The sequence below is a fragment of the Haloarcula sp. JP-Z28 genome, from assembly GCF_011440255.1.
GTDB lineage: Archaea > Halobacteriota > Halobacteria > Halobacteriales > Haloarculaceae > Haloarcula > Haloarcula marismortui.
This window is the reverse complement of sequence record NZ_JAAOHT010000004.1, coordinates 73,574-91,104: the sequence shown is the minus strand read 5'-3', so window position 1 is coordinate 91,104 and position 17,531 is coordinate 73,574. Positions and strand designations below refer to the sequence as shown.

The window sequence follows — 17,531 nt, the reverse complement described above, 5'->3', positions numbered from 1 at the left end:
TTCATTCAGCTGTTATAAAAACCCAGTCAAACGTAATCGGAAGCAGAGAGATCTCTACATAGATGTATCAGCACGCGTCAAGCGATTATCTGCAACAGACACGCGGACCAACGGACTCCCACATCTGTAAGTAATCGGCGACCGAAATCCGGCCGTGATTGTCGTCGCCACAGCGGACTTCGAAGTGTACCACGGTGTCGTCAACGAGCTACGCGACCGTGGCGTGGCGTTCACAACCATCGAACCGGGCGACGAATGGCCCGAGGAGGCGGCGGTCGCGGTCATCGCGGCCGGGGAATCGGTCGAAATCCCCGACGGCGTCGACCTCGTGCAGGCTGACCCGGACACACCGCGTCGAGCCGTCGAAGCTGTTATCTCGACGCTTCGGGGTGGTGACGGCCGCACCGTCATCGGTATCGACCCCGGCGAACGGCCGGGCGTCGCGATTCTCCACGGCGATATGGTCGTCGCGGCGTTTCAGGTGCCTGCAGCGGACATCACCGAAATCGTTCGGGAAGAAGTCGAAGACGCGGTCGACCCGGTCGTTCGCATCGGCGACGGCGCGCGACTCGTCGGTGCACGTCTCATCGACGAGATCCAGTCTGTGCCGGTGGAGCTGGTCGACGAAACGGGGACGACGCCGTATCTCGGTTCCGGCGCACGCGGAATGGGCGACGTGCTGGCCGCGGTCAACATCGCTCGCCTCGACGGCGAGGAAATCGAGAGCCGGACCATCGAACCCACGGCCGGCGAACTCCAGAAGATCAAAGACCGCTCGCGGGAGGCAAGCGATACGAACCGGGCGATCAGCGAGGAACTCGCCCGACAGGTCGCGACCGGTGCACTCACCGTCGAGGAGGCGCTGGCCAAACACAACAGCGATAGTCCGACCGAGGAGGGTGAACCCGACAGTGGATAGCGTTACTCCCGGACCATCCGCTCGGCCCGGTGCATCACCTCGCGGACGGGGAGTCCGGTCGCGTCCGCGACAGCCGCGGCGTCATCGTATTCCGCGCTCACATCGAACACCGTGCCGTCCGTGTCACTTGCGATCTTGACCGTGACCTCGAACTGCTCGCCGTCAACGGAGAGTACGACTGTCTCGTACTCCCGGTCGGCGACCCAGCGGTGGCCGGCCCCGGATTCGCGCACGCCGAGCGTCCCGGTCGCTTCTGCGAGACGGCGCGCGACCCGTTCAGCGTCTTCCGGTCTGCAGATGACCTTGATGATGTGACCGGGCCGTGACTTCTTCATCGTCGTCGGGACTATCGACACATCGCGGGCACCGATGTCCGGGAGCGAGCGCTGGAGGTCGCCAAGCACCTCGGGCGGAGCGTCGTCGACGTTCGTCTCAAGCACCGTGATTTCGTCGCGGCGGAGTCGCCCCGCGCTGTCGCCGACCATCGCCCGCAAGACGTTGGGGCGGTCGTCAAGATCCCACCCGCCAGCGCCGTACCCCGACGCGTTGATGTCGAGCGGCGGCAGCGACTCAGTTCCCTCGGCGATGTGGGCGAGAATCGCCGCGCCGGTCGGCGTCAGGAGTTCCCTGTCGATGGGGCCACCCTGCAGCGACCAGTCGGCTTGCTCCGCGATTTCGACTACCGCCGGAGTCGGAACCGGGTAGGTACCGTGGCTCATCTCCACGGTGCCGCCCCCCGTCGCCGGCGTCGTCGTCACGACCTGTTCGACGTCGAGATCATCCAGCAGGAGGCAGGTACCGACGATGTCGGCGATGGCGTCGTCAGCCCCGACCTCGTGGAAGTGTGTGTCGTCAAGGTCCGTCCCATGAACCGACGCTTCGGCCTCGCCGAGTATCTCGAAGATCGCCAGCGCGTCCGCCCTGACGGCCGCCGACAGGTCCATCCCTTCGACGAGTTCGACGACTTCAGCGTACGTTCGGCTCGGGCCGTGGCCCTCGGCGTGGGTGTGCTCGTCGTGGGAGTGAGCATGTGCGTCGTCCCCAGTGTGGCCATGCCCCTCGTCATGGGTGTGAGAATGCGAGTGACCGTCATGAGCGTGGTCCTGAGACCCATCGCCGTCGCTAGCAGCGTTGGTCAGCAGCACGTCGACACGCGTTGCAGCAATCCCGCGGCGGTCCACCTCGGAGACAGCGTACTCGATATCCAGTGTGTCCTCAACGACCGACATGGCGTCGCGGTCGGCTCCGGCAGCCAGCAGCGCCCCCAGAAGCATATCACCGGCCGCGCCCATCCGGCCGTCGAAAGCGAGTGTTCGCATACCCGGAGGGTCAGGCCGCGCCAGTAAAAGCCCTCTTGCTACGTCCTCAAGTCCGGCGGACGATGTGGACGTCGTAGTCTTCGCCGTCTGTGACTTCGCCGATAGGGACGACGATATCCTCGGTGTCGTCGCTGCCGAGGAACACGACATTGGCGTCAACGTCGCGGGCGGTCTGTCTGATCGTCGTCGACAGTTCGCTGGTGGAGTGAGCGCTTACGTCGTCGTAGCGGAGTTCAGAGTCGTCGGTCGCCTCCTCGATCTTGCGCCGGAGGTCGTCCGCAGCGGTTTCGGCGGCGAAGTCCTCGGTCGGGTCGACGCGGCGGCGGCGCTCGGCGTAGTCGGCGCCAGTCGGAATAAACGCGACAGCGACGACGTCCTCGTCAAGCGCTTCAGCGTAGGTGACGGCGCGGTTGAGTGCCGCATCTGCAAGCGGTGACCCATCGAAGGGAACGAGAAATACCATACCGGCGCTATCGCGTCCAGCCTTATGAAACGCGGCGATGGCGGCAGTCTGTGTCACGGCAACCCAGACCGGTGGCTATTATTCCCTACTGTGCGGTGTGCTATTAGGTATCATATAAACCCGTCGCCCTGCGTCTTGGCCGCCGGTAGCATAAAGCATATCTCCGGGGCTACCCGAGTTCATTGTAAGCAGGCTCTACTATGAACGAAGTTCAATTGGAAGTGGCGAAGGCGTACCCGAACGACTCGGGACGCGGTATCGCCAGACTCGACCCCGATACGTTGTTGCATCTCAAGCTCTCCCCCGGAGACATCATCGAGATAGAGGGGAGCGACACGACCGCGGCCAAGGTGTGGCGGGCCGACCGGCAGGACTGGAACACTGACACTGTTCGTATCGACGGCTTCACGCGCCAGAACGCTGACGTGGGTATTGGCGAGCGCGTCACAATCCGGAAGGCCGAGGCCGAGAAGGCCGACAAGCTCGTTCTCGCGCCGCCCGAAGAAGCGTCGGTCCAGTTCGGCTCCGACGCCGCTGGCATGGTTAAGCGGCAGATATTGAAACGGCCGGTCGTCGAGCGCGACATCGTCCCGGTGATGTCCTCGACGAACCACCCGTTCATGCGCTCGCCCGGACAGGCCATCCCGCTCATCGCCGTCGAGACCGAGCCCGAGGGCGTCTGTCTCATCACCGAAGACACTGAGGTGGAACTCCGCGAGGAACCGATCTCCGGCTTCGAGAAAACCGGCGGCGGCATCACCTACGAGGACATCGGCGGCCTGCAAAACGAGATCCAGCGGGTGCGAGAGATGGTCGAGTTGCCGATGAAACACCCCCAGATCTTCAAGAAGCTCGGCATCGAGCCGCCACAGGGGGTTCTGCTCCACGGCCCGCCCGGCACCGGGAAGACGCTGCTTGCGAAGGCTGTCGCCAACGAGACCTCCGCTAGCTTCTTCTCTATTGCCGGCCCCGAGATCATCTCGAAGTACTACGGCGAGTCCGAACAGCAGTTACGCGAGATATTCGAGGACGCAAGCGAGGAATCGCCCTCGATCATCTTCATCGACGAGCTGGACTCCATCGCGCCCAAGCGCGAGGACGTAACCGGCGAGGTCGAGCGCCGTGTCGTCGCCCAGCTGCTGACGATGATGGACGGCCTCGAATCGCGAGGGCAGGTCATCGTCATCGCCGCGACGAACCGCGTCGACAGCGTCGACCCCGCGCTCCGTCGCCCGGGCCGCTTCGACCGCGAGATCGAGATCGGCGTGCCGGACGAGGTCGGCCGCGAGGAAATCCTGCAGATTCACACCCGCGGTATGCCGCTGTCGGACGACGTGAATCTCGCCAAGCTGGCGACGGACACGCACGGCTTCGTCGGGGCCGACATCGAGAGTCTGACCAAGGAGGCCGCAATGAAGGCGCTGCGGCGCTACCTCCCCGAAATCGACCTCGACGAGGAGGACATCCCGCCGAGCCTCATCGACCGGATGATAATCAAGCGCGACGACTTCAAAGGGGCGCTCAACGAGGTGAGTCCATCGGCGATGCGGGAGGTGCTGGTCGAGCTTCCGAAGATGTCCTGGGACAACGTTGGCGGGCTCAGTGGGCCTAAAGAGCAGGTCCAGGAGGCCGTCGAGTGGCCGATGAACTCCCCGGAGAAGTTCGAGCGCATGGGCGTGACGCCGCCGTCCGGAGTGTTGCTGTACGGCCCACCCGGCACCGGGAAGACGCTCATGGCGAAAGCTGTCGCCAACGAGACGGACGCAAACTTCATCTCGGTCCGTGGCCCGCAACTGCTCTCGAAGTGGGTCGGCGAGAGCGAGAAGGCCATCCGCCAGACGTTCCGGAAGGCCCGCCAGGTCGCCCCGACCATCATCTTCTTCGACGAACTCGACTCGTTGGCACCGGGTCGGGGCGGCGAGATGGGGTCGAACGTCTCCGAGCGCGTCGTCAATCAGCTCCTGACCGAACTCGACGGGCTTGAAGAGATGGAGGACGTGATGGTCATCGGCGCGACCAACCGGCCGGACATGATCGACCCGGCGCTAATCCGTTCGGGCCGGTTCGACCGGCTCGTGATGATCGGCGAGCCCGACATCGAGGGCCGTGAGCAGATCCTGAAGATCCACACGGACGACACGCCGCTGTCGCCCGACGTGAGCCTGCGCGAACTGGCCGAAGTCAGCGATGGGTTCGTCGGCTCGGACCTCGAATCTATCGCCCGGGAGGCTGCCATCGAGGCACTCCGTGAGGACGACGACGCGGAGGAAGTCAAGATGCGTCACTTCCGGCAGGCGATGGACAGCGTGCGCCCGACGATTACCGACGACATCCGCGAGTACTACGAGCAGATGGAAGAGGAGTTCAGAGGCGGTTCCAGCCCGCAGCGCCAGGCCGGAACCGGCGGCCGGATCGGCTTCCAGTAACTCCGGCGACCTCGATTCCTGTCCCTCACTGCGATTCGAACGCGTTTTTCTACGTCACCGCTCCTGAGCAGCGATGCGTTTTCGGTGGTTGCACAATATCCGTGTATAATTATTAGATAAACTATACAACCGGTGTTTGTTTCTCCTTTCGAAGCCCCCTTTCGGGTCCCAAGTGTATAGGGGGTGATGTCGAACACTAACCGCGTTTACAGGCTAGCGAAGCGCCCCGAAGGGACCCCCGACCACGATACGTTCGAGCTTTCCGAGGAAGAAATCCCTGAACCGGGGCCCGGCGAGGTGCTCATCAAGACGCTGTACCTCTCTGTCGACCCGTATATGCGCGACCGAATGCGTGACAGCGAATCGTACGAAGAGCCGTGGGACGTGGGCGACGCGCTCAAGGGTGCCGTTGTCGGTGAGGTCGTCGAATCCAACGGCGCACGCTTCGACGAAGGCGATGTCGTCACTGGTGAGCTAGAGTGGGCGGAGTACGCCACAGCACCTGGACCGGTACTCACAGAGGTCAACCCCGAACTCGCACCGATTTCGACGGCACTCGGCGTTCTGGGGATGCCGGGCCTGACAGCGTACTTCGGTACCCGGGAAGTCGCACAGCCTGCGGCCGGCGACACGTTCGTCGTCACCGGGGCCGCCGGGGCCGTCGGCTCCGTTGCGGGCCAGCTCGCCAAGCTACAGGGCGCACGCGTCGTTGGCTTCGCCGGCTCCGACGAGAAAGTCTCGTTCCTCGAAGACGATCTAGGCTTCGACGTGGGCATCAACTACAAGACGACCGACGACTACCGGGCCGCACTGGACGAGGCCGCACCGGACGGCGTCGACGCCTACTTCGACAACGTCGGCGGACCGATTACCGACGCGGTGTTCACGCGGCTCAACACCGACGCGCGCGTCGCCGTCTGCGGACAGATCTCGCTGTACAACAGCGAGGAGATACCGATGGGGCCGCGCAAGCTGACACAGGTCATCCAGTCCCGTGCGACCGTCGAAGGTCTCCTCGTCTCCGACTTCGAGCCGCGGTTCGAGGAAGCGACGAAGCAGCTCGGTCAGTGGGTCGCCTCGGGCGACATCTCCTATCGAGAGACCGTCACCGAAGGCATCGAGAACGCGCCCGACGCGTTCCTCGGGCTGTTCGAGGGTGAGAACATCGGCAAGCAGCTCGTGCAGGTCGCCGAACGGTAGAAAAGAGCGATTCCTCGGTTACAGTTCGCCGAGTTTGCGGAGGAGCTGGCCGCGGTACTCCTCGTCGGCCTGCACGCCCTTCAGTTCGAGCACGTTGCGCTCTAGCTTGTCGAGCGCGACGTTGAATGCGGTTTCAGCGCCGTAGCCTTCACCGGAGCCGGCCGCCTGACCCTTGTTGGTCCGCAGGCGGATCTGGCACTGGATGAGCGGCGTGCCACGGAGCTTCTCCTTGTGCTCGTGGAACCGGACGTGGGCGTGCTGGACCTGCATCGCCCCGTACTTGTCGGCGACCGTCTCGATGTCGGATCGGATGTCCGCACGGGAGATGGTGTCCAGCAGTTTGATGTTCGTGATCTGAACGTCCATGTGTTCCTCCTCGGTGTAGGTCAGTGCGCGGAGCACGTCGGTCTTCGTGAGGATGCCGGCGACGTGAGTGTCGTCGTCTTCCGGCGTGACGACGAGCCCGGCAAAATCGTTTTCGAGCATCCGCGCGACGGCATCCTCGACGGAGTCGCCGAGCTTCGCCGTCTCTACGGGGCTGCTCATCACGTCGTAGACGGGCATGTCGAGCACGCGCTCGATCTCGCCGGAGCGGTCGCCCCGCGTCGTCTTGTTCATGTCACGGACGACGACGTCGACGATGTCGTGGCGCGTGACCATCCCGGTCAGGCCATCGTCGTCACCGAGCACCGGAAGCCGGGAGATGCCGTGTTTCCGGAGGAGATTGACGACTTGCCCGACGTTGGTGTCTTCGGACACCGTGATGACATCCCGCGTGTAGATGTCGTCGACGCTCAGCGCGTCAAGGTTGTCGAGAACCGCATCGAGGATATCGTCCTCGGTGACGATACCCCAGAGCTCGCCCGCCTCGAACACCGGCGCGAGCTTGACACCACCCTCGACGAGGACGCGCGCGACTTCGCGCACGTCGTCGGTGCGCTCGACCTTCGGTGCCGAGCGCGTCATCGCCCCCGCTTTCGCGTTGTCCTCGACATGGGACTGGACCAGCTGTTTCTGCGTGATCACGCCAGTGTAGTCATCGTCTTCCGTGACGATGATACCCTTGGGATTCTCGCGTTCGAAGATAGACCGGACTTTCCCCAAGCGCTTGTTGGCGTCAACCTCGACAAATTCTCTGGTGGCGATATCAGCAATATCCATAGTTCTTCACAATTCGTAGATTCGACGTGTGGGGTTATCAAGGTTGGTTTAGTCCCCGGAAATCGAGAGACGAACTAAGCTTTAGGCCGTTGGATCTAAGGTGGCAGTATGCTACCTGACATCGGTGTCTTCGGCCCCTACACGTATCTGGTCACAGAGGTAGTCTGGGGGACTGTTGCGCTCGCGTTGCTCTGGCGTGCCAACGCCCTCCGGATGGCGGCCAAGACCATCGTCGTGCTTTATCCAATCGCGTACGTCTGGGACTGGTACACACTGACCGTCGGTGTCTTCGCGATCAAACTCCGAACCGGTGTCGACCTCCTCGGGATTCCCATTGAGGAGCATATCTTCATGATTGTCGTTCCCGCGCTCATCCTCGGCATCCACGAGAACCTCCACGGTCTTTCGTCTGGGTCGAACAGCGAATAGTTAGAAATCAGATATTGGTTTCAGCTGTTAACCGCTCCCGAGCCAGCGTTACGACTGGAAGGAGAGGTATGCACTGGAGCGGCTGATTTCACACTCTTCAGGCCCTGATGACACTATCTGCACTATGCAGGCATCTCTCACAGTATCTATATGTGTCAGCCGGGAGTGTCGTCCGATAGCTATGAGTGATACTACGCCGACACCTCACATCGAGCTGTATGTCCGGTCGATGCTGCCCGACGGCGCACACGAACGGCAGGAAGCTGTCATCGACCATCTCCAGACACTCGACGAGAACGACCACATCGACGGGTTCAACGTCATCGTCTGGGGCAAACAGATCGCGCCGCAGTCGGCCGCCGCACGGACGGAAGAAGGCAAGTACATTCTGAACCGTGTCGCCGAGTTCAAGCAGTGGGCACTGAGCAACAACGTCTCGCTCGAATCGTTCTATCAGGACACGACCGTTGATTCAGAAGTGGCGGAGTCGGCGTACGACGCCATGGCGCTGCCCGTCATGGGGCTGGCTGAGTACGACGGCAGCGAACTCGTCCATGTCGCACCGTGTACGAAAGACGACGTCGTCCATACGATCATGGACCGTCTCGAACGTCTCGAAGCGGGCCAGCCACCCGCCCTCGATCAGGAGCGCGGCGGCGTGAGCGTCGTCTAACGAGTGGGGCCCGCTATGAGGACCAGACCGCGTCGACGTACGGTTCAAACTCATCTGTCGCTGACAGCACTTCGAGCACTTCTTCTGGATCTCCGGCCAGTTCGTACCCCGGCCGTCCTTTCCCCGTCGGTGACTGCGTCTGTTCGGTGCGCAACAGCCCCTTGTCGGCGAGTTGGCCCAGCGCCGAGATGACCTTCTGGCGCTCGACGCCGCCGAACGGCTGTCGGTCGACATCCGCGAGATGTGCTTTCGCCGTCTGGGTCACATGATAGGAGTGGACTGGCGTTTCACCGGCCGTTTCGAGTTCTGCAACCGCAAGGAGCACGAACTGTTCGAACGCGTCCGCCGACTCGACCTGATCTCTCATATAGATGACTCTAACGCGGTTGGGGCAAGAAACTATGGGATGCCCCTGTCGGAGCGTCGAGATATGCGCCCTTGCACACGACTCTGCTTACTCCACAGGTCGCTGCCGACTCGCTCCGCTTGGGAGGTAGCGACAGTAGAAATGGGTTCGGGCGGATTTGAACCGCCGGCCTCCTCCATGTCAAGGAGGTGTCATAACCGACCTAGACCACGAACCCTCACTGCGAGGTACACCACATTGTTTTCGGTGGGTATAATTGAAGGTTTCGAATTCCGTATCACCACGTTGTCTGTTGATTGCCCACACATACTCGTCGGCGAGCAGGGGTCCCGATAGGCTTAAGTCAATGTACGGATTTGTACATCACAACACGAAAAAGTCCATTGGTGAATACAATGAAAGAGTATATTGAACGCGTCACTGACGGTGACGACCTGACACAGGTGGAAGCTCGAGCCGTTGCGACGACTGTTTTCGAGGATGCAACTGAGGCACAGATCGGTGCGCTCCTGACGGCACTGCGGGCAAAGGGGGAGACGGAGGCTGAGATCGCCGGCTTTGCCGAGGGGATGCGCGACGCCGCACGGACCATCCGGCCCGACCGCGAGGGGCTTGTCGACACCTGTGGAACCGGTGGCGACGACTACAACACAATCAACGTCTCGACAACGAGTGCCATTGTCGCCGCCGGGGCTGGCGTCCCCATCGCCAAACACGGCAACTACTCTGTCTCTTCATCTTCGGGGAGCGCCGACGTGCTCGAAGAGGTCGGCGTCGACATCGAGGCCGAACCGCCGGACGTTGAGGAGACGATCGAACGAGACGGCATCGGCTTCATGCTCGCGCCCGTATTCCATCCGGCGATGAAGGCCGTCATCGGCCCGCGACAGGAACTCGGAATGCGGACTGTGTTCAATATTCTCGGCCCGCTGACGAACCCTGCCGACGCGGATGCACAGGTGCTGGGCGTCTACGATCCGGACCTCGTGCCCGTGATGGCTGAGGCACTGGCCCGACTGGACGTTGAGCGGGCGCTGGTCGTCCACGGTGACGGCCTCGACGAGATCGCCATCCACGGCGAGACGGTTGTCGCGGAGGTCACCGACGACCGGATCGCGGAGTACACCATCACCCCAGAGGACATGGGTCTGGAAACCCGCGACATCGAGGCTATCTCCGGAGGATCGCCGGAAGAGAACGCGGCCGACCTTCGCGGCATCGTCACCGGTGACGTCACCGGCGCGAAGCGGGACATCATCCTCGCCAACGCCGGCGCAGCCATCTACGTCGCCGGCGTCGCCGACACGCACGAAGCGGGAGTCGAACAGGCCCGACAGGCCATCGAGTCGGGCGCGGCAGCCGACAAACTCGACGACCTGATCGGGGCATGACGCGCGTGAAGATCTGCGGCGTGACGGACACCGAGGACCGCGATGCTGTCGTTACAGCTGGTGCTGACGCGGTCGGTATCATCCACGGTGTCCCGGTCGATACGCCGCGGGAGGTCGACGAGGGAACGGCTGAGACGATCGCTGATGGCGTCCCGCCGTTCGTGACGAGCGTGCTGGTGATGATGCCGACGACGGTGCAAGAGGCCGTCAGACGTATCGACAGGATCGAGCCCGACGCGGTGCAGGTCCACGACGGCCTCTCGCCGGCGGAACTCGGGGCCCTCAACAACCGAATCACTCAGGACATTGTCGCCGTGGTCGAGGCAGACGCGCCGGCCATCGAGGACTACGCCACCCATGCCGACGCCCTGCTCGTCGATTCGGTCGACGCCGACGGCGGTGGCGGCACGGGCGAGACACACGACTGGGAGCGCACGCGCGATCTCGTTGACTCGCTTGACGTGCCTATCGTGCTGGCCGGCGGGCTGACCCCCGAGAACGTGACTGAGGCCGTCGAGACAGTCGAGCCGTTTGCCGTCGACGTGGCGAGCGGCGTGGAGTCCGCTGGCGGCATGAAAGACCACGACGCAGTTGGACGGTTCGTGCGGAACGCAAAGCAAGCGTCGGAGGGCGCAGTATGACTCTCGATATCTCCCGCGAGGAGTTCGTCGAACACGCCAAGGCCGACCGTCCGGTCGTCGTCCGCACCGCCGCGGAGCTGGCTGTCGACGTGGAGCCCCTGACCGCGTACGCGGCCCTGACTGGTCGCACGAGCGACGTGGCCGCCAACGACTACACGTTCCTGCTCGAAAGTGCCGAAAAGGTCGCCTCCAGCGACCCCGACGGCGCGTTCGCGCCGGAGACCGACGACCGTCACGCCCGCTTTTCCTTCGTCGGCTACGACCCGCGCGCCGTCGTCACCGCGACCGGTGACGAGAGCAAGGTCGAGGTCTTCGACGACCGCTACGCCGACCTCGTGACGACCGACGGCGGTGACGTGGTTGATGACCTCCGGGCGGCGATGCCCGATGTGGCACTGCGGAACTTCCCGGCGATGGACCGCCAGCACCTCGAAGGCGGCCTCGTGGGCTTTCTCTCGTACGACGCTGTCTACGACCTCTGGCTCGACGAGGTCGGCCTCGACCGCCCGGACTCGCGGTTCCCGGACGCGCAGTTCGTCCTCACCACGTCGACGGTCCGGTTCGACCACGTCGAGGACACTGTTTCGCTCGTGTTCACGCCGGTTGTCAGGCAAGGCGAGGACGCCGGCGAGCGCTACGGCGAACTGGTCGCCGAAGCTGAACGGGTCGAGGCCGTGCTCTCGGACCTGTCACCGCTTTCGACCGGCGGTTTCCGCCGCGAGGACGAAGTCGCCGGCCCCAGAGACGAGTACGAGGACGCCGTCGAACGCGCAAAGGAGTACGTCCTCTCGGGCGACATCTATCAGGGCGTTATCTCCCGAACCCGAGAGCTGTACGGCGACGTCGACCCGCTGGGCTTCTACGAGGCCCTCCGGGCGGTGAACCCTTCGCCGTATATGTACCTGCTGGGCTACGATGACCTGACCATCGTCGGCGCGAGTCCGGAGACGCTCGTCTCCGTCGCCGGCGACCACGTCGTCTCGAATCCTATCGCGGGGACGTGCCCGCGCGGGAACTCTCCAGTTGAGGACCGCCGCCTCGCCGGTGAGATGCTCGCCGACGGGAAGGAGCGGGCCGAACACACGATGCTGGTCGATCTGGCACGAAACGACGTGCGCCGCGTCGCCGAGGCCGGCAGCGTCCGAGTCCCCGAGTTCATGAACGTCCTCAAGTACAGCCACGTCCAGCATATCGAGTCCACCGTGACGGGTCGCCTAGCCGAAGACAAAGATGCCTTCGACGCCGCCCGCGCGACGTTCCCGGCGGGGACCCTCTCCGGTGCGCCGAAGATCCGCGCCATGGAGATTATCGACGAACTCGAACGCTCGCCCCGTGGCCCCTACGGCGGCGGCGTCGGTTACTTCGACTGGGACGGCGACACCGACTTCGCTATCGTCATCCGCTCGGCGACGGTCGAGGACGAGGGTGACCGGGACCGCATCACCGTGCAGGCCGGGGCTGGCATCGTCGCGGACTCGGACCCGGAAAGTGAGTACGTCGAGACTGAGCAGAAGATGGACGGCGTGTTGACCGCGCTTGAGGAAATCGAAGGGGAACCGGTCGACGTGGCAGAGCGCGCTGCAGGCCACGAGGAGGTGACCCGATGAGCACAGCACAGCCCGCTGGTGCGGACGCCGTCAGGGACGACCTCCGGGTGCTATTCGTCGATAACTTCGACTCGTTCACGTACAACCTCGTCGAGTACGTCTCCGAGCACGCCGAGACTGAAGTCGTCCGGAACACGGCATCGCTCGACGATGTCGAGGCGTTCGACCCCGACGCGATTATCCTTTCGCCGGGCCCGGGCCATCCGAAGAACGAACGCGATGTCGGGGTCACGCTGGATGTCCTCCGTGAGGTCAGTCCTGACGTGCCGACACTCGGTGTCTGTCTCGGCCTCGAATCGGCGGTGTACGCCTACGGCGGCACCATCGGTCGCGCGCCGGAGCCGATTCACGGCAAGGCGTTCCCCATCGACCACGACGGAAAGGGCGTTTTTGCAGGGCTGGAACAGGGGTTCCAGGGCGGACGCTATCACTCACTTATCGCCGACGACGTTCCTGAGGAGTTCGTCGTCAGCGCGACAACAGAGACCGAAGACGGCACGGAACTGGTGATGGGCGTCCGCCATCGTGAGCACCCCATCGAAGCCGTTCAGTTCCATCCGGAGTCGGTCCTGACCGCAGTCGGTCACGACGTGATCCGGAACTTCCTCGCGGGGCTCTAGATGACTTGAAAGCCCAGTATTCCGAGTATCCAGAGGACGGCGACGGCGATGATAGCGATGATGACGAGTCGCCACGCCACCTTCATCACGAGCCGACCGACCAGCAGTACCACGGCGATAGCCAGCAAGCCGACGAGTAACGCTGGCAGTGACGGAAGCGATCCGAGCTGGAGGAGTGGCAACATACTATAGAGAGGAATGGCCACGGGGAAATACTTCGTGGCCAGCAAGAGAGACTGTCCCGGCGTGGGGTTGGCGACCCGCTCCGGGTCACACCGCCAAAGATTCAAACGGTCAGCTATGCTACCAACTACCATGAGCGTAGCCGGACTGTGTGAAATCTGTGAGCGCCCCGACGTGGACCACACTTGCGACAGGTGCGGGCGACTCGTCTGTGACCGCCACTGGGACAAGGACATCGGGATGTGCGTCGAGTGCGGTGGGGAGGTCGGCCAGCCGGGCGACCAGAAGTCGCCGGAGAACATGCCCGACGGCGTGGACACGTACCGGTTCTAAGCTATCGGAACTGGTTCAGTCGCTGTTTGAGCTGTTTTGCCGACTGTCCGGCAGCTTTGAAGAACGCGTCGCCAGAATCGCCGCGCCGCGTGGCGGCGTCCTCGCCGGCGAAGATGATACCGCGCGAGGAGTTGACCAGACCGACGCCATCGGCGAGGCCGTGCTCGACAGCGGCCTCGGCGTCGCCGCCCTGCGCGCCGACGCCGGGAACGAGAAACGGGATGTCCGGGACCAGTTCGCGGATCTCTTCGAGTTCATCGGGGTTGGTCGCGCCGACGACAAGGCCGATGTTCCCGTTGCCGTTCCAGAGGTCCGCGAGGTGGACCACGCGCTCGTACAGTTTCTCACCGGAGGCCAGTTCGAGGTCCTGGAGGTCTTCGCCGCCGGGGTTCGACGTGCGCCCGAGGACGAACACACCCCTGTCCGCGCGCTGGAGGAACGGCTCCAATGAGTCGCGGCCGAGAAACGGGTTGACCGTGATGGCGTCGGCGGCAGGCCCTTCATCCTCGTCGAGAATCTGGGCGTACTGCCGTGCGGTGTTGCCGATGTCACCCCGCTTGGCGTCCAGCAGGACGGGCACGTTCTTCCCGTGTGCGTAGGCGATTGTTTCTTCGAGGGCGCGCCAGCCGTCGGGATCCTCGTAGAAGGCGGCGTTTGGCTTGTAGCACGCGGCGTGTTCGTGGGTTGCGTCGATAATCCGACGGTTGAACTGCCAGCGCGGGAGGTCGGCGTCCAGCACGCTGTCGGGCAGGCGGGCAGGGTCCGGATCGAGGCCGACCGACACCACGCTGTCGGCGGTCGCGATGCGGTCCGCGAGACGGTCGAAGAAGTGCATAGATACCGCAGCGGCTGGCAGCGATACAAGCGTTTCCTTCTCGTATCGTGGCCTGCTTTGGTGGAATCAGATTTGATATTTTCTCCCCCTGTCTATTTTACACCGTAGGCAAAAGCCCGCGTATGGATCGCTTCATGGATGTCGGCCACGTGGCCGAGACCCTCCCAGACCTGAGCGAAGCCCTGAACGACCCACGGCTACGGCAGTTCGGGCTCGTTGGTGGTGTCGTGCTCGTAGCCGTTGGCGCGTTTCTGTCGCTTGCGCCAGCGTCCGGGCAGTGGCTGTTCTGGTCGTATGCCGTCGCCGCGACGCTGGTGTTTCTCGGTGTCCCGCTGCTGTGTCTTGGCCTCGCTGCTCCCGACCCGGAGCCCGGGTCGCTGTTCCACCTCGGTATCGAACTGACGACGACACAGCGCCGGGCCGTCGCGCTTGGCTCGCTCTGTATCACCGTGACCCCGATTGTCCTCGCTGTCGGAACGCCGCTCGGTCTCCCGTCACTTGTGCTTGCTATCGCTGCCGCGACGGCCATACTCGGTTCCGTGCTCGTCCTCACTGGCTTCGTGGCGTGGACGTCCGCGGCTATTGCTGAGCCCAGCCGTCACTGATTCTAGGTAGTTCAGCTGGAGTGCAGTCGTGTCCTCACATCAAAAAAAGCCGTGCTACCCCGAGAGAGACCGCTCCAGCATGTCGACTGCAGTTTTTACCGCCGCGCCGCTGTGAACAACAACGGTTGTCCCGTCGACAGTGATATCATCACGCTCTGGCGCAGTCACGGGTGCCTGCTCTAGGACCAGTCGGGCCGTCTCCGGCGTTACTTCGACGACCGCAACCTCGGTGCCGTCGGCTGTCACGCGGTAGGCAAAGGCACCCGCCGGTGTCGGTTCCACGTCCCTGTCGGCATCGACGACAGAAACACCTGAGAGCGGTCCGCGCTGGAGGCCGGTCAGTTCCGAGGCAAGTAACTGCCCGATCCGTCGACCGTCAGAAATGCTGTCTTTGACCATTAGAGCTCCTCCCGGACATCCGCGGCGATGGCTTCGACATCGACGCCCTCACTGCGCGCATACACCACGGCTGCGGCCTCCAGTGTCACACCGATATCAGACTGAAGCGCGTTGATGCCGGCGACGGCGGTCTGTTTCTCGATGCCAGCCTCGATAACGGCGTCGAGTACCCGCTCGAACGTCGACCGCGACTGCAGGATTTCCTCGCCCGGTGTAAACCCGTCCGGAATCGCGGTGTGTGTCGCGTCGAAGGCGACAACGAGGTCGTCGTCGTCCCGCTCGACTAAGCCCTCGCTCGCGGCCACGTCGACCAGTGTCTTGGCCTGGTCGGGCGAGAACCAGTTCCGGTCTAGCGAGAGTGCAACGACGAACTCACTTTCCGCCATCCGGTCGGTTCCACGCTGGCGGAACGGCGCGGCGACGGCCGTCTTCAGACTCATCATCAGAGTAACCTGCCGGCGTGGGGGTAACGATTACGATGGCGCGTCGGCATCGAACGGTTCAAGTAGCCGCTGGGTCTTCCTTCCCGTATGAAAGACCAGGGACGCTCCCCTCGCAAGCGGACAGGCGGCCGACGACGACCGAACCACAAGAAGAAGAAACACGAGCTCGGTAAGGACACCGTTGAGACGCAGGTCGGCGAGCAGCGACTGAAGACTGTCGACTCACGCGGCAACACGCAGAAGGTCCGTGCGGTCAAGACCGACGTTGCGAGCATCGCCGACGGTGCGGAGACCATCGAAGCGACCATCGAAAACGTCGTCGAGAACCCGTCGAACCCGAACTACGCTCGGCGAAACATCATCACCAAAGGCGCAATCCTCGAGACCTCCGAGGGACAGGCCCGCGTGACCTCCCGCCCCGGACAGCACGGTCAGGTCAACGCCGTGCTGGTCGAGTAATCCGGCACGCAATCAGCTTTTTCAGCTGTTCACGAATTCGGAGCGACAGCGTCGGCTATGGCCGTGGGGCGGCCTTCTGGAGGGCGCTTTCGGCGATATTGCCGCCGTAGTCGGCGGTTCGGGACAGCGAGTCGACCACGCGGCCAAGCAACTGTGCGCTCTGTGGGTCTAGCTCTCTGACCTTTCCATCGACCTCGCGGGCGGTTTCGTCGACTTCGGGAATACGAGAGCGAGCCTCGTTTGCCAGTTCGACGGCCTCGTCGTTGTCGTCAGCTAACAGCGCATCCATCGCGGTTTCGGGGACAGCAATGGCCTCAGTCTCCAGTTGATCGAGAAGGTCAGCAGTCTCGCCGGTGATTTCACCGATCTCCTGAGAGAGGCTGGCAATCTTGGTCGCGTGGTCAGCGATACGCTCCAGCTGACGGGCGCTGGACTGGTAATCGAACACTGTCTCACGTGGGAAGCCGATCTCGTTGGCAGCCGTCGGATTGCGAAGGACGGTTCGGAACACTCGGGAGACCATGTACCAGAGGCGGTCCACGTCGTCGTCGCGCTGTATCACGTCCGCCGCAAGGTCATTGTCATCCTCGATGAGCGCCTCGACGGCGTCTGAGAGCATCGTCAACGAGACCAGCCGCATCCGTGTAATAGCATTAAGCACGGACAGTTCCGACGAATCGAGCAGGTCCTGCAGGACGACCCGGTCGGCCGTCTCCTCGATCATCTCTAGACCGACCAGTCCCTGTGTCGCATCGCGGATGATACGCCGCTGTTCGGCCGTTATCCGGGCGGCTTCCAGTCGGATGATATCGAAGCCGCTAACGTACATCGTCATCACCGCCCGCGTGAGTTCGTGCCTGTTTTCGAGGCCAGTCACGTCCAGCGTTCCCTCGACGTGGTCGTCGCCGTGCTGTGGTGAGACCAGTAGCAGGTCGTCTTCGGCATAAAACTCGACGACACTGCCGCTTTCGACGCCGTTCTCTGTTGCCCACTCCTTCGGTAACGAGACAGTATACGTGGACCCGCCCGTCAGCTGTACTTTGCGCGTCTCCATAGTA

The 17,531-nt window shown here is 63.2% G+C and carries 21 protein-coding genes and 1 tRNA gene; 12 read left to right on the top strand and 10 right to left on the bottom strand.

Annotated features, from left to right (window positions below):
- Positions 1-154: 154 nt before the first annotated feature.
- On the top strand, positions 155-919 hold the full coding sequence (locus tag G9463_RS03770) for a hypothetical protein (RefSeq protein ID WP_004957259.1): 765 nt from the start codon (positions 155-157) through the stop codon (positions 917-919).
- A 2-nt stretch (positions 920-921) separates the two neighbouring features.
- Here the strand turns inward: G9463_RS03770 and larC are convergent, their stop codons facing one another.
- Positions 922-2,238: a nickel pincer cofactor biosynthesis protein LarC gene (larC, locus tag G9463_RS03765; RefSeq protein WP_165895988.1), complete on the bottom strand. Its 1,317-nt coding sequence runs from the start codon at positions 2,236-2,238 to the stop codon at positions 922-924.
- 46 nt (positions 2,239-2,284) lie between these two features.
- Complete coding sequence (locus G9463_RS03760; protein WP_007190760.1) at positions 2,285-2,701, bottom strand: universal stress protein; 417 nt, start codon at positions 2,699-2,701, stop codon at positions 2,285-2,287.
- A 200-nt stretch (positions 2,702-2,901) separates the two neighbouring features.
- Here G9463_RS03760 and G9463_RS03755 point away from each other — a divergent pair, with 200 nt between their 5' ends.
- Together G9463_RS03755 and G9463_RS03750 are read left to right on the top strand one after the other, a co-directional pair.
- Positions 2,902-5,127, top strand: coding sequence for a CDC48 family AAA ATPase (locus G9463_RS03755; RefSeq protein ID WP_165895987.1), 2,226 nt, complete (start codon positions 2,902-2,904; stop codon positions 5,125-5,127).
- Positions 5,128-5,313: 186 nt separating this feature from the next.
- Positions 5,314-6,327 (top strand): NADP-dependent oxidoreductase, encoded by a 1,014-nt coding sequence (locus tag G9463_RS03750; RefSeq protein WP_004957248.1) that lies wholly within the window; start codon positions 5,314-5,316, stop codon positions 6,325-6,327.
- 18 nt (positions 6,328-6,345) lie between these two features.
- On the opposite strand, the gene G9463_RS03745 is transcribed toward G9463_RS03750, so the two are convergent.
- Entirely contained in the window at positions 6,346-7,488 is a 1,143-nt protein-coding gene (locus tag G9463_RS03745; protein WP_165895986.1) for a CBS domain-containing protein, read from the bottom strand.
- 108 nt (positions 7,489-7,596) lie between these two features.
- Between G9463_RS03745 and G9463_RS03740 the strand changes: the two genes are divergently transcribed.
- Positions 7,597-7,917, top strand: a complete 321-nt coding sequence (locus tag G9463_RS03740; protein ID WP_004957242.1) for a lycopene cyclase domain-containing protein — start codon at positions 7,597-7,599, stop codon at positions 7,915-7,917.
- 181 nt (positions 7,918-8,098) lie between these two features.
- A complete protein-coding gene (locus G9463_RS03735) occupies positions 8,099-8,590 on the top strand; it encodes an HTH domain-containing protein (protein WP_004957239.1) in 492 nt (163 codons plus the stop codon).
- Positions 8,591-8,603: 13 nt separating this feature from the next.
- Here G9463_RS03735 and G9463_RS03730 read toward each other — a convergent pair whose 3' ends face one another.
- Entirely contained in the window at positions 8,604-8,957 is a 354-nt protein-coding gene (locus tag G9463_RS03730; protein WP_007190763.1) for a hypothetical protein, read from the bottom strand.
- Positions 8,958-9,099: 142 nt separating this feature from the next.
- A tRNA-Val gene (locus G9463_RS03725) sits at positions 9,100-9,174 on the bottom strand.
- A 178-nt stretch (positions 9,175-9,352) separates the two neighbouring features.
- On the opposite strand from G9463_RS03725, the gene trpD reads away from it, so the two are divergent.
- The 4 genes from trpD to trpG are packed head-to-tail and all read left to right on the top strand — an operon-like array spanning position 9,353 to position 13,216.
- Entirely contained in the window at positions 9,353-10,348 is a 996-nt protein-coding gene (gene trpD / locus G9463_RS03720; protein WP_165895985.1) for an anthranilate phosphoribosyltransferase, read from the top strand.
- Positions 10,345-10,989 (top strand): phosphoribosylanthranilate isomerase, encoded by a 645-nt coding sequence (locus G9463_RS03715; protein WP_004957228.1) that lies wholly within the window; start codon positions 10,345-10,347, stop codon positions 10,987-10,989. Before trpD ends, G9463_RS03715 begins: the two co-directional genes overlap by 4 nt.
- Complete coding sequence (gene trpE / locus G9463_RS03710; protein ID WP_165895984.1) at positions 10,986-12,596, top strand: anthranilate synthase component I; 1,611 nt, start codon at positions 10,986-10,988, stop codon at positions 12,594-12,596. Before G9463_RS03715 ends, trpE begins: the two co-directional genes overlap by 4 nt.
- Complete coding sequence (gene trpG, locus G9463_RS03705) at positions 12,593-13,216, top strand: anthranilate synthase component II (protein WP_011223671.1); 624 nt, start codon at positions 12,593-12,595, stop codon at positions 13,214-13,216. Before trpE ends, trpG begins: the two co-directional genes overlap by 4 nt.
- Here the strand turns inward: trpG and G9463_RS03700 are convergent.
- Positions 13,213-13,401, bottom strand: coding sequence for a hypothetical protein (locus tag G9463_RS03700; RefSeq protein WP_049938885.1), 189 nt, complete (start codon positions 13,399-13,401; stop codon positions 13,213-13,215). The genes trpG and G9463_RS03700 overlap by 4 nt on opposite strands.
- Positions 13,402-13,531: 130 nt before the next feature.
- On the opposite strand from G9463_RS03700, the gene G9463_RS03695 reads away from it, so the two are divergent.
- Entirely contained in the window at positions 13,532-13,732 is a 201-nt protein-coding gene (locus G9463_RS03695; protein WP_004957217.1) for a hypothetical protein, read from the top strand.
- A gap of 1 nt (position 13,733) precedes the next feature.
- Here G9463_RS03695 and pyrF read toward each other — a convergent pair whose 3' ends face one another.
- Positions 13,734-14,567, bottom strand: coding sequence for an orotidine-5'-phosphate decarboxylase (gene pyrF, locus G9463_RS03690; protein ID WP_165895983.1), 834 nt, complete (start codon positions 14,565-14,567; stop codon positions 13,734-13,736).
- 122 nt (positions 14,568-14,689) lie between these two features.
- Here pyrF and G9463_RS03685 point away from each other — a divergent pair, with 122 nt between their 5' ends.
- Positions 14,690-15,172 carry a hypothetical protein gene (locus G9463_RS03685; RefSeq protein WP_004957211.1) on the top strand — a complete coding sequence of 161 codons (483 nt, stop codon included), beginning with the start codon at positions 14,690-14,692 and terminating at the stop codon, positions 15,170-15,172.
- A gap of 54 nt (positions 15,173-15,226) precedes the next feature.
- Here G9463_RS03685 and G9463_RS03680 read toward each other — a convergent pair whose 3' ends face one another.
- Positions 15,227-15,571 (bottom strand): hypothetical protein, encoded by a 345-nt coding sequence (locus tag G9463_RS03680; RefSeq protein WP_004957209.1) that lies wholly within the window; start codon positions 15,569-15,571, stop codon positions 15,227-15,229.
- On the bottom strand, positions 15,571-16,011 hold the full coding sequence (locus G9463_RS03675) for a DUF2240 family protein (RefSeq protein ID WP_007190770.1): 441 nt from the start codon (positions 16,009-16,011) through the stop codon (positions 15,571-15,573). Before G9463_RS03675 ends, G9463_RS03680 begins: the two co-directional genes overlap by 1 nt.
- 90 nt (positions 16,012-16,101) lie before the next feature.
- Between G9463_RS03675 and G9463_RS03670 the strand changes: the two genes are divergently transcribed.
- Positions 16,102-16,473, top strand: coding sequence for a 30S ribosomal protein S8e (locus G9463_RS03670; protein WP_004957203.1), 372 nt, complete (start codon positions 16,102-16,104; stop codon positions 16,471-16,473).
- Between the two features lie 55 nt (positions 16,474-16,528).
- Here the strand turns inward: G9463_RS03670 and G9463_RS03665 are convergent, their stop codons facing one another.
- On the bottom strand, positions 16,529-17,527 hold the full coding sequence (locus tag G9463_RS03665; RefSeq protein ID WP_004957198.1) for a phosphate uptake regulator PhoU: 999 nt from the start codon (positions 17,525-17,527) through the stop codon (positions 16,529-16,531).
- Between the last annotated feature and the right edge of the window lie 4 nt (positions 17,528-17,531).

Coding starts and splice junctions, on each gene's coding strand:
- larC (WP_165895988.1), bottom strand. CDS start 2,238: ATGCGAACACTCGCTTTCGACGGCCGGATGGGCGCGGCCGGTGATATG.
- G9463_RS03760 (WP_007190760.1), bottom strand. CDS start 2,701: ATGGTATTTCTCGTTCCCTTCGATGGGTCACCGCTTGCAGATGCGGCA.
- G9463_RS03755 (WP_165895987.1), top strand. CDS start 2,902: ATGAACGAAGTTCAATTGGAAGTGGCGAAGGCGTACCCGAACGACTCG.
- G9463_RS03750 (WP_004957248.1), top strand. CDS start 5,314: ATGTCGAACACTAACCGCGTTTACAGGCTAGCGAAGCGCCCCGAAGGG.
- G9463_RS03745 (WP_165895986.1), bottom strand. CDS start 7,488: ATGGATATTGCTGATATCGCCACCAGAGAATTTGTCGAGGTTGACGCC.
- G9463_RS03740 (WP_004957242.1), top strand. CDS start 7,597: ATGCTACCTGACATCGGTGTCTTCGGCCCCTACACGTATCTGGTCACA.
- G9463_RS03735 (WP_004957239.1), top strand. CDS start 8,099: ATGAGTGATACTACGCCGACACCTCACATCGAGCTGTATGTCCGGTCG.
- G9463_RS03730 (WP_007190763.1), bottom strand. CDS start 8,957: ATGAGAGATCAGGTCGAGTCGGCGGACGCGTTCGAACAGTTCGTGCTC.
- trpD (WP_165895985.1), top strand. CDS start 9,353: ATGAAAGAGTATATTGAACGCGTCACTGACGGTGACGACCTGACACAG.
- G9463_RS03715 (WP_004957228.1), top strand. CDS start 10,345: ATGACGCGCGTGAAGATCTGCGGCGTGACGGACACCGAGGACCGCGAT.
- trpE (WP_165895984.1), top strand. CDS start 10,986: ATGACTCTCGATATCTCCCGCGAGGAGTTCGTCGAACACGCCAAGGCC.
- trpG (WP_011223671.1), top strand. CDS start 12,593: ATGAGCACAGCACAGCCCGCTGGTGCGGACGCCGTCAGGGACGACCTC.
- G9463_RS03700 (WP_049938885.1), bottom strand. CDS start 13,401: ATGTTGCCACTCCTCCAGCTCGGATCGCTTCCGTCACTGCCAGCGTTA.
- G9463_RS03695 (WP_004957217.1), top strand. CDS start 13,532: ATGAGCGTAGCCGGACTGTGTGAAATCTGTGAGCGCCCCGACGTGGAC.
- pyrF (WP_165895983.1), bottom strand. CDS start 14,567: ATGCACTTCTTCGACCGTCTCGCGGACCGCATCGCGACCGCCGACAGC.
- G9463_RS03685 (WP_004957211.1), top strand. CDS start 14,690: ATGGATCGCTTCATGGATGTCGGCCACGTGGCCGAGACCCTCCCAGAC.
- G9463_RS03680 (WP_004957209.1), bottom strand. CDS start 15,571: ATGGTCAAAGACAGCATTTCTGACGGTCGACGGATCGGGCAGTTACTT.
- G9463_RS03675 (WP_007190770.1), bottom strand. CDS start 16,011: ATGAGTCTGAAGACGGCCGTCGCCGCGCCGTTCCGCCAGCGTGGAACC.
- G9463_RS03670 (WP_004957203.1), top strand. CDS start 16,102: ATGAAAGACCAGGGACGCTCCCCTCGCAAGCGGACAGGCGGCCGACGA.
- G9463_RS03665 (WP_004957198.1), bottom strand. CDS start 17,527: ATGGAGACGCGCAAAGTACAGCTGACGGGCGGGTCCACGTATACTGTC.